Below are 10,352 nucleotides of genomic sequence, written 5' to 3'. Positions count from 1 at the left end.
GTTCCGTGTCAGTGGAGGCGCATTATAGGGAGTTATTCCGACGTGACAAGAGGAAATTAAAAAAAAGTTTCCATCCGCGTTTTTTTTCACCAACAGAGGTGAAATCGAGCTACAAATTGTTCTATTTGATGTATCTGCAACCACAATCACATTCGAGGTGGCATAATTATCAGCATGAATCTTTAAGGAATAAAAGCGATGCCATTAAGCGCACAACAGCTGGCCGCCCAAAAAAACCTGTCGTACGTGCTGGCAGAAAAGCTGGCTCAGCGGATTTTAGCGGGTAAATATGCCCCGGGCAGCATCCTGCCGGGTGAGATGGAGCTGGGTGAGCAGTTTGGGGTGAGCCGTACCGCCGTTCGCGAAGCGGTGAAAACCCTGACGGCAAAAGGCATGGTGCTTCCACGCCCTCGCATTGGCACACGCGTGATGCCACAGAGTAACTGGAATTTTCTCGATCAGGAACTGCTCTCCTGGTGGATGACGGAAGATAACTTTCACCAGGTCGTCGATCACTTTCTGGTGATGCGCAGCAGCCTTGAACCTCAGGCATGTCTGCTTGCCGCCACGCTAGGAACTGCAGAGCAGAAAGCACAGCTTAACGCGCTGATGGAAGAGATGGTGTTCCTGAAAAAGCACTTCAACCGCGAACGCTGGGTTGAGGTTGATATGGCCTGGCATGAACACATCTATATGATGAGCGCCAATCCGTTTCTCACCTCTTTTGCCTCTTTATTTCATTCGGTGTATCACACCTACTTTACCTCTATTACACAAAACGAAGTGGTAAAACTGGATTTGCACCAGGCGATAGTAGATGCCATCCAGGAAAGCGACGGGCAGCGAGCCCTGAGTGCGTGCCAGGCACTGCTGGCCGCGCCAACCCACCAGCAGGTAAATAAATGACAACGAAAAAAGCGCGCAGCATGGCCGGATTGCCGTGGATTGCAGCCATGGCGTTTTTTATGCAGGCACTGGATGCCACCATCCTCAACACAGCGCTTCCCGCTATTGCGCAAAGCCTTAACCGCTCCCCGCTGGCGATGCAGTCCGCCATCATCAGCTACACCCTGACGGTCGCAATGTTAATTCCGGTCAGCGGCTGGCTGGCCGACCGCTTTGGCACCCGCAGAGTTTTCATGCTGGCCGTAACGCTCTTTACGCTCGGTTCACTGGCCTGTGCGCTCTCCTCATCCTTAACGGAGCTGGTTATCTTCCGCGTATTGCAGGGCATTGGCGGCGCGATGATGATGCCGGTGGCGCGTCTTGCCTTGCTGCGAGCCTACCCCAGGAGCGAACTGCTTCCCGTGCTCAACTTCGTCACCATGCCGGGCCTGGTCGGCCCGATTCTTGGCCCGGTACTCGGTGGCGTGTTTGTCACCTGGGCAAGCTGGCACTGGATCTTCCTGATTAATATTCCAATTGGCGTTGCGGGGCTGCTGTATGCCCGCAAATATATGCCGAACTTCACCACGCCAAGGCGCAGCTTCGACATGGGAGGCTTTTTCCTGTTTGGCCTGAGCCTGGTGTTATTCTCCAGCGGAATGGAGCTGTTTGGCGAGAAGATCGTCGCGACGTGGATGGCGCTCTCCGTTATCCTCGCCGGGATTCTGCTGTTCCTTCTTTATATACGTCACGCGCGCCGTCACCCGACGCCGTTAATTTCCCTGGGGCTCTTTAACACCCGAACGTTTTCAGTTGGGATTGCAGGAAACATTGCGTCTCGTCTGGGGACGGGTTGCGTACCGTTCCTGATGCCATTGATGCTGCAGGTGGGTTTCGGCTACCCGGCCCTGATTGCTGGCTGCATGATGGCACCCACGGCAATGGGCTCAATTCTGGCAAAATCAACCGTGACACAGGTGCTGCGCTGGTTTGGCTATCGTAAGACGCTGGTTGGCGTGACGGTCTTTATCGGTCTGATGATTGCGCAGTTCTCGCTGCAATCCGCCGCGTTACCCGTTTGGATGCTGATCCTGCCGCTATTTGTGTTGGGCATGGCGATGTCGACGCAGTTCACGTCGATGAACACCATCACCCTCGCCGACCTGACTGACGAGAACGCCAGCAGCGGCAACAGCGTGCTGGCGGTAACGCAACAGCTGTCGATCAGTTTAGGGGTTGCCGTGAGTGCAGCGGTGCTGCGGTTTTATGAAGGTTTTGACAGCGCAAATACCGTTGAGCAGTTCCACTATACCTTTATCACCATGGGCGCACTTACCGTGGTATCGGCGCTGGTCTTTATGCTGTTAAAACCGAAAGATGGCCGAAACCTGATTAAAGAGCGTCACAAAGAGAAAGCTAAACCGAACCGCGTTCCATCAGAACAGGAGTAAGCTGCAGGCGTTGCTGTTGCAGCGTGGGCTGCGCCATACGGTGGATCAACACATCGATGGCCAGCTCGCCCAGTTCATCTTTTGGCTGATGGATCGTGGTCAACGGCGGCGTCATGTAGCTGGCCAGTTCGATATCGTCATAGCCAATCACCGCCATATCATCAGGCACGCGTAGCCCCGCCTGATACAACGCCTGGTAGGCACCAAACGCCATCGCGTCGTTACCAATAAACACCGCCTGCGGACGCGGCTTTAGCGCCAGCAGTTTCTGCATCGCCTCGAAACCGCCGTTAAATTCAAAATCACCGGTGATTCGATAGCCATCAGGAATGGCAAGCCCCGCCCGTTCCATGGCAGAGAGATATCCTTCCAGACGCAAACGCGCCGGGGTTTTGTCCAGCGGGCCGGTAATACAGGCGATGCGGGTATAGCCTTTATCGATCAGATACTGGGTGGCCATATCGCCCCCCAGCAGAGAGTTATCCTGAATAAGATCGCTGGTGCCGTCGAACGGCGCCCAGTCCATCATCACCGTGGGAATGGAGGGATAGCGCTGGATAATCTCTTTCGAGGGCTGGTGCGTTTCAGTACAAAGCAGCAGTAGCCCGTCGACGCGTTTTTGCATCAGCGTTTCCAGGTTACGGTTCATGCGCTGCTCATCACCTTCGGTATTGCACAGTACCAGGCTGTAGCCACGCTCGAAGCAGCTACGCTCCACGCCGCGAACCAGTTCTGAATAAAAGGGGTTGGTACTGGCGGTGATCAGCATACCGATGGTGCGCGTCTGGTTGAGCTTAAGGCTGCGCGCCAGCGCAGACGGCGCATAGTTGAGTTCTTTTACCGCAGCTTCAACTTTCTCCCGAATCGCCTCGCTGACGAAGCGATCGTTGTTTATAACGTGGGAGACCGTCGAGGTAGAAACGCCCGCCATGCGGGCGACATCTTTCATTGTGGCCAAGCGTTACCCCTGCTGACTTAAGAATTCATCGATCTCTTTACGCCACGGAACGGAAGGCTGGGCGCCTTTGCGCGTCACCGCAATCGCGGCAGCAGCGTGTGCGAAGCGAATAGCGTCATCCATTCTCTTGCCTTCCAGCAGCGCGGTGACAAGTGCACCGTTAAAGGTATCTCCCGCTGCGATGGTATCAATCGCTTTGACCTTAAAGCCCGGCACGCGACGGCCTTCGCCATTGACGCTTGCCCACACTCCACGGCTACCAAGGGTGATAATCACGGTGCCGATGCCCTTATCATGCAGTGCACGCGCGGCTCGCGCGGCATCGTCATCATTTTCTACGCGAATACCCGTCAGCTTTTCGGCTTCGGTTTCGTTCGGCGTAATGATATCCACCAGTGCCAGCAGCTCGTCTGATAATACACGGGCTGGGGCCGGGTTAAGTACGACAGTGGTATGATTTTCATGCGCAATTTTCGCGGCGGCCAGCACGCTTTCAACCGGTGACTCCAGTTGCATGAGCAGGGCTTCCGCTCCGGCGATGATGGCACGTTGCGCTTCTACGCGCTCCGTCGTCAGCGCAGCGTTAGCACCCGCATGAATACCGATGACATTCTCACCTTCAGCATTGACGAAAATCAGCGCCACGCCGGTCGATTCCCCTGCAACCACGCTGACCGTTGCGATATCAATGTTGTCGCTCGCCAGCTGTTTGCGTACTCGCTCACCGGTATCGTCATCACCCGTGCAGGCGATAAACGCAATATTCGCCCCGCTGCGACCGGCAGCGACGGCCTGGTTGGCGCCTTTACCGCCAAATGCCACCTGATACTGGTTACCCGTGACGGTTTCGCCCGGTGCAGGGAACGATTCAAGATTAAGAATGTGATCGGCATTGATACTGCCAAGGACGACGAGGTTGCCTGCGGTTTTCATGGTTGGGTTGTCCATCTGAGAGCGCCACCGGTGTTACCCGGTGGCGTATGCCACACTTTTCTTTATTGGTGTCCCTCAGGCAGCCAGCGACTGCCTGATTCGCCTTTTACTGCTTGATGACCAGCTTCAGGTCAACTGGGTATTTAGCCTGAACTTTTTCGCCCTTCAGCACTTTGTCGGCAGTTTCAACGCCAGTTGCGCCAATCTGCTCAGGCAGCTGAGCGATGGTCGCAGCCAGTTTGCCATCGTTTACTGCTTTTTCACCATCCGGCGTGCCGTCAAATCCGACAACCATCACATCAGATTTACCTGCGGTCTGCAGGGCACGCAGCGCGCCGAGCGCCATTTCGTCGTTCTGTGCGAACACGGCCTGCACGTCAGGATGCGCGGTCAGCAGGTTCTGCATAACGTTCAGACCTTTAGTACGGTCGAAGTCTGCCGGCTGGCTGGCCAGCACGTTGAATTTGTGTGCAGCCACTGCCTGCTGGAAGCCTTCACCACGCTCGCGGGCTGCAGACGTACCGGCAATCCCCTGCAGTTCGATAACTTTCGCGCCTTCGCCGGCTTTCTTCGCGATGTAATCACCGGCGATTTTACCGCCCAGCACGTTATCAGACGCAATGTGGCTAACAACTTCGCCTTTCGTTGCCTGGCGGTCCAGAGTGATCACCGGAATTTTCGCCTGGTTTGCCATTTTAACGGCGTTACCGACGGCATCAGAATCGGTTGGGTTGATCAGCAGAATTTTGGTGCCGCGAACGGTTAAGTCCTGAACGTTAGCCAGCTCTTTCGCCGGGTTGTTCTGTGAATCCAGCACCACCAGGTTGTAGCCCAGTTTGTCCGCTTCTTTCTGCGCACCGTCCTTCAGGGAGACGAAGAACGGGTTGTTCAGGGTAGAGACAACCAGCGCGATGGTGTCTTTCGCCATGGCGTTAGCACTTACGGTTGCGCTCAGCGCGACAGCAGAAACCAGGGTAGCCAGTTTTTTCATGTTCATATCTAAGATGTCCTGTAGTGTCGTCAGTTACTGTTTTTTGTTGTCTACCAGTACCGCCAGCAAAATCACCACTGCCTTAACGATCATCTGGTAATAGGAGGAAACACCTAACAAATTCAAACCATTATTCAGGAAACCGAGAATCAGTGCGCCGATCAATGTCCCAACAATGCGACCTTTACCGCCCGCAAGACTCGTACCGCCCAGAACCACTGCCGCGATAGCATCCAGCTCATAACCCGTCCCTGCCGTTGGCTGCGCGGAGGAGAGGCGCGCCACTTCGATGATACCTGCCAGCGATGCCAGCAGACCGCACAGGGAGTAAACGATAATTTTGACTTTATTAACGCTGATACCGGACAGGCGCGTTGCCGCTTCGTTACCGCCCAGCGCGTAGATATAACGACCCAGACGGGTGTGGTGCAGCATGTACCACGCCGCCAGGAAGACGATAGCCATGATCCAGACCGGGGTCGGAACACCCAGCGGGCGACCAATACCGAACCAGCCAAACAGATCGGCGTTATCGGTAAAGCCGGTATTGACCGGGCTGCCGTTGGTGTACACCATGGTCACACCGCGCAGCAGCAGCATCATCACCAGCGTAGCGATAAACGCCTGAACGCGGCCTTTTGCTACAATCACGCCGGTTACGGCACCAATCGCCGCGCCTGCCGCCAGGGCCGCGGCCACGGCCACCAGCGCGTTGACTTCAATGCCGACAATCGAAGCGGCGATCGCGCCGGTGAGCGCCAGCAGGGAACCGACGGACAGATCGATACCTGAGGTCAAAATCACCAGCGTCATGCCGACCGCCATAATGGCGTTCACCGATGTTTGCTGCAGAATGTTGAACAAGTTATTAACGGTGAAAAAGTTCGGGCTCATGGTCGATACAATCGCGATCAGCACCAGCAGGGCAATCAGCGATTTTTGTTCCATCAGCCATGCCTTTGTGAAATAGCGGCGACCAGAAACAGCCTGGGTAGTCATCTTCTTACTCCTGATTCACGCGATTAAGCTTGCCCACAGCGGCAGCCATCAGAACTTCCTGGGTGGCCTGCTCGCGAGTGAATTCACCGCCGAGATGCCCTTCATGCATGACGATAATGCGATCGCTCATGCCTAATACTTCTGGCATCTCGGAAGAGACCAGAATGATGCTCAGACCGTCGGCCTTGAACTGGTTAATCAGCTGATAGATCTCTTTCTTCGCGCCCACGTCCACGCCGCGGGTTGGCTCGTCGAGGATCAACACTTTCGGGCGCGTCATCAGCCCGCGCGCAATCGCCACTTTTTGCTGATTACCGCCGGACAACAGGCCAATCGCCTGCTCCATCGACGGGGTTTTGACGTTAAAGAGGCGGATAAAATCGCTCACCGCCTGCTGCTCATCTTTATGCTTCAGGCTACCGCCGCTATGGCTGAAATAGCGCAGCGCGGTCAGGGACATGTTCTCTTTAACCGACATCCCCAGCACCAGGCCGTCGCGTTTGCGGTCTTCGGAGATATAAACGATGCCGTTCGCCAGGCCATCCTGCGGAGAGCGGGTGACCACTTCATGACCGTCGAGGGTGACATAACCGCTGGTGCGCGGCAGTGCGCCGTACAACACTTTCATCAGCTCGGTACGCCCGGCCCCCATCAGGCCCGCCACGCCCAGGATCTCGCCCTGGCGCAGGGTAAAGGTCACGTCGTTCACACCCGGACCGCAGAGGTTGTCCACCTTCAGGCGGATCTCACCCGGCGCTTTCTCCAGATGCGGATACTGATCTTCGAGCTTGCGTCCCACCATCATTTCGATGAGCGTATCTTCGGTCAGCGTGGCGACTTCGCGCTCGGCAATAAACTGCCCGTCGCGGAAGACGGTGACGTCATCGCAGATTTCGAAGATCTCTTTCATGCGGTGAGAGATATAGACAATCCCGCGCCCCTGCGATTTCAGCTCGCGGATCACGCGGAACAAGGATTCGGTTTCGGTGTCGGTCAGAGCGTCGGTGGGTTCATCCATAATGATGACCTTCGACTCAAAGCTCAGCACCTTCGCAATTTCCACCATCTGCTGATCGCCAATGGACAGATCGCCTACCAGTCGGTCGCTCTTAAAGCGCAGGTTCAGCTTCGCCAGCAGCTTGTCCGCTTCGGCATACATGGTTTTCCAGTCGATTTTGCCGAACCGGTTAACAAACTCGCGGCCGAGGAAGATGTTTTCCGCAATGGTGAGCTGCGGGATCAGGTTCAGCTCCTGGTGAATAATACCGATGCCCGCTTCCTGAGAGGATTTTGGGCCATTGAAGGTGGTCTCTTTCCCCAGCCAGACGAGTGAACCGGCATCGCGTTGATAGATACCGGTCAGCACTTTCATCATGGTGGATTTGCCGGCACCGTTTTCGCCCACCAGCGCCATCACGCGCCCGGGGTAGACGTTCAGCGCCGCGCCGGAGAGGGCTTTTACGCCCGGGAACGACTTATCGATCCCTTTGAGTTGCAGTAATGCGTCCATGATGGCCTCAGAAGGTGACGCCAGCACAGAGAATGATATTCGCATACGGGGAACACTCCCCGCTGCGAATCACCGCCTGACTGTCTGCGGTTTGTTGTTTGAACAGTTCGTGCGTCGTGTAACGAATTTCTATGGTGTTTCCCTGGTGTTGTTGCAGTTGCTCAATATGGCTGAGCAACGTTTCGTGGAGTTGCGGATTATGTTGTTTAATTTCCGCCGCGAGAATGGCTGCCTCAACCTGCATCTCCGCGGTCACCACATCCAGTACCTGCATAAACGAGGGTACACCCTGCGTTAACGCCATATCGATACGGGTTGTGCTGCGTGGAACCGGTAAGCCTGCATCGCAAACCACCAGCGTATCGGTATGCCCAAGACGGGAAATAACCGATGAGATTTCTGAGTTGAGTACCGTGCCTTTCTTCATTTTCTTGCTCCACTAGCGAAACGTTTCGCTGACGTCAGTTTAATCTCAAGAATGTTCAGAAAACCATCATGACGTAACAGATTTGTGATCGACGTCGAAACGTTTCGCTAAGTGAAATGCAGAGACAATTATTGTGGGTTGGCGAGGGGTTTGGTAGGCCGGGTAAGCGAAGCGCCACCCGGCATTTTCAGAAGGGATTAGATCTCGACCTGCGTTCCCAGCTCAATCACGCGGTTAGGCGGGATCTCAAACTGGTCAGGCGCGCGCAGGGCGTTACGCTGCAGGATGAGGTACAGCTTTCCGCGCAGGCGCAGATACCACGGACGCTTGCCGATGATCAGCGACTCGTGCGACATAAAGAACGACGTCTCCATCATCCGGCAGCTCAGACCTTCCAGGCCGCAGCGGTGGAACACCTCTTCCACGTTTGGCGTTTCGCGCCAGCCGTAGCTTGCCACCACGCGCCAGAAGGTCGGAGACAGTTGCTCAATCTGCACGCGACGCACGTTGTGAACGTAAGGCGCATCTTCGGTGCGCAGCGTCAGCAGGATCACCCGCTCGTGAAGCACTTTGTTGTGCTTGAGGTTATGCATCAGCGCGAACGGTATGACGTTCAGCGCGCGAGACATATACACCGCCGTGCCCGGCACGCGGACCGGCGGGGATTTCTCCAGCGAAGCGATCATCGCCTCCAGGGAGTTACCGTGCTCATGCATGCGGCGCAGCAGGCGGAAACGCTCGCTTTTCCAGGTGGTCATGACAATGAACATCACCAGACCCAGCGTCAGCGGCAGCCAGCCACCGGAGACAATCTTGTCGAGGTTCGCAGAGAACAGCGGCACGTCGATGCACAGGAAGCCCACCAGAATCATCGCCACGAGGAATTTATTCCAGTGCCAGTTTCGGTACGCCACCGTGGTGGAGAGAAGCGATGTCAGCACCATCGTACCGGTTACCGCAATACCGTACGCTGCAGCCAGGTTACTGGAGTGCTCGAAGCTGACGATAACAATAACAACAGCGAAATAGAGGAGCCAGTTAACGAACGGGATGTAGATTTGGCCCGACTCCATCTCAGAGGTATGGATGATGCGCATTGGCGAGAGATACCCCAGACGCACGGCCTGACGCGTCAAAGAAAACACGCCGGAAATCACCGCCTGGGAGGCAATGACGGTCGCCAGCGTCGCCAGGATAAGCATCGGCACCAGCGCCCAGTCGGGCGCCAGCAGGAAGAACGGGTTCTTGATCGCTTCCGGGTTTTTAAGCAACAGCGCGCCCTGACCGAAGTAGTTCAGCACCAGCGACGGCAGCACCACAATAAACCATGCCACGCGGATAGGCAGTTTCCCGAAGTGGCCCATGTCAGCATACAGCGCTTCCACACCGGTGATGGAGAGCACGACGGCCCCCAGCGCCACGAAGGAAACCACTTTGTATTCGAGGAAGAAATGCACCGCCCAGTAAGGGTTCAGCGCATGCAGCACTTCCGGATTCGCGATAATGCTGCGTAAACCAAGCGCCGCCAGGATCAGGAACCAGGCCAGCATAATCGGCGCGAACAGTTTGCCCACCAGCCCTGTACCGTGCTTCTGGATCATGAACAGCAGCGTCAGGACAATAATGGCCAGCGGAACCACCCATGAATCAAGCTGCGGAGCGATAATCTCCAGCCCCTCAATCGCCGACAGCACCGAGATAGCTGGCGTTATCACCACTTCCCCGTAGAAGAAACTGCCGCCAATCAGGCCGATAATGACCAGCACAGAGGTCATCCTGGCCGAGGTATTACGTCCGGCAAGAGACATCAGGGTCAGGATCCCACCTTCACCTGCGTTATCAGCACGCATAACGAAGGAGAGATATTTAACGGAAACCATCAGGATCAGCAGCCAGAAAATGAGGGACAGGAAGCCAAACACGGCATCGCGTTCAACACCAAAACCAAACTGGCCGGACAGACATTCACGAAGCGTATAAAGCGGGCTGGTGCCGATATCACCGTAGACAACCCCGATCGCCGCAAGCGTTATTGCGGGTAATGATTGCTTATTATCAGTGCTCATAGACTAGTCTTTTCGTTTAAATAACAAATGTGTTCCCGGTCCCTTGGCCCACAAAAAGCGCACAGTATGCACGATTCATTGCAAAATCGTACCCCTAAATGCAACCGCATTAATGTAGCGCAAAGAAAATTG

The 10,352-nt window shown here is 55.5% G+C and carries 9 protein-coding genes; 2 read left to right on the top strand and 7 right to left on the bottom strand.

Going from position 1 to position 10,352, the window contains the following annotated elements; genetic code table 11:
* The first annotated feature begins 198 nt into the window (after positions 1-198).
* Positions 199-906: a FadR/GntR family transcriptional regulator gene (locus ADJ24_RS07025; protein WP_023309775.1), complete on the top strand. Its 708-nt coding sequence runs from the start codon at positions 199-201 to the stop codon at positions 904-906.
* Entirely contained in the window at positions 903-2,336 is a 1,434-nt protein-coding gene (gene mdtD / locus ADJ24_RS07020; RefSeq protein ID WP_023309776.1) for a multidrug transporter subunit MdtD, read from the top strand. Before ADJ24_RS07025 ends, mdtD begins: the two co-directional genes overlap by 4 nt.
* On the opposite strand, the gene rbsR is transcribed toward mdtD, so the two are convergent.
* From rbsR to kup, 7 genes are all read right to left on the bottom strand, one after another.
* Positions 2,302-3,294: a ribose operon transcriptional repressor RbsR gene (gene rbsR / locus ADJ24_RS07015; RefSeq protein ID WP_074177226.1), complete on the bottom strand. Its 993-nt coding sequence runs from the start codon at positions 3,292-3,294 to the stop codon at positions 2,302-2,304. The genes mdtD and rbsR overlap by 35 nt on opposite strands.
* A gap of 3 nt (positions 3,295-3,297) precedes the next feature.
* Positions 3,298-4,227, bottom strand: a complete 930-nt coding sequence (gene rbsK / locus ADJ24_RS07010; RefSeq protein WP_023309778.1) for a ribokinase — start codon at positions 4,225-4,227, stop codon at positions 3,298-3,300.
* 106 nt (positions 4,228-4,333) lie between these two features.
* Positions 4,334-5,224 carry a ribose ABC transporter substrate-binding protein RbsB gene (rbsB, locus tag ADJ24_RS07005; protein WP_010426610.1) on the bottom strand — a complete coding sequence of 297 codons (891 nt, stop codon included), beginning with the start codon at positions 5,222-5,224 and terminating at the stop codon, positions 4,334-4,336.
* 27 nt (positions 5,225-5,251) lie between these two features.
* Complete coding sequence (gene rbsC / locus ADJ24_RS07000; RefSeq protein ID WP_006808742.1) at positions 5,252-6,217, bottom strand: ribose ABC transporter permease; 966 nt, start codon at positions 6,215-6,217, stop codon at positions 5,252-5,254.
* Between the two features lie 4 nt (positions 6,218-6,221).
* The gene (gene rbsA, locus ADJ24_RS06995) at positions 6,222-7,727 is read right to left on the bottom strand and encodes a ribose ABC transporter ATP-binding protein RbsA (RefSeq protein ID WP_023309779.1); all 1,506 of its coding nucleotides are present in this window, start codon (positions 7,725-7,727) and stop codon (positions 6,222-6,224) included.
* 7 nt (positions 7,728-7,734) lie between these two features.
* Positions 7,735-8,154 (bottom strand): D-ribose pyranase, encoded by a 420-nt coding sequence (gene rbsD / locus ADJ24_RS06990; RefSeq protein ID WP_023309780.1) that lies wholly within the window; start codon positions 8,152-8,154, stop codon positions 7,735-7,737.
* A gap of 197 nt (positions 8,155-8,351) precedes the next feature.
* Positions 8,352-10,220 (bottom strand): low affinity potassium transporter Kup, encoded by a 1,869-nt coding sequence (gene kup, locus ADJ24_RS06985; protein ID WP_048702292.1) that lies wholly within the window; start codon positions 10,218-10,220, stop codon positions 8,352-8,354.
* Positions 10,221-10,352: the final 132 nt, after the last annotated feature.

This window comes from Enterobacter sp. 940_PEND, assembly GCF_001059415.1.
GTDB classification, from domain to species: domain Bacteria; phylum Pseudomonadota; class Gammaproteobacteria; order Enterobacterales; family Enterobacteriaceae; genus Enterobacter; species Enterobacter cloacae_M.
Note: the sequence above shows the minus strand (reverse complement) of the source record. Positions and strands in the feature narration are given on the sequence as shown.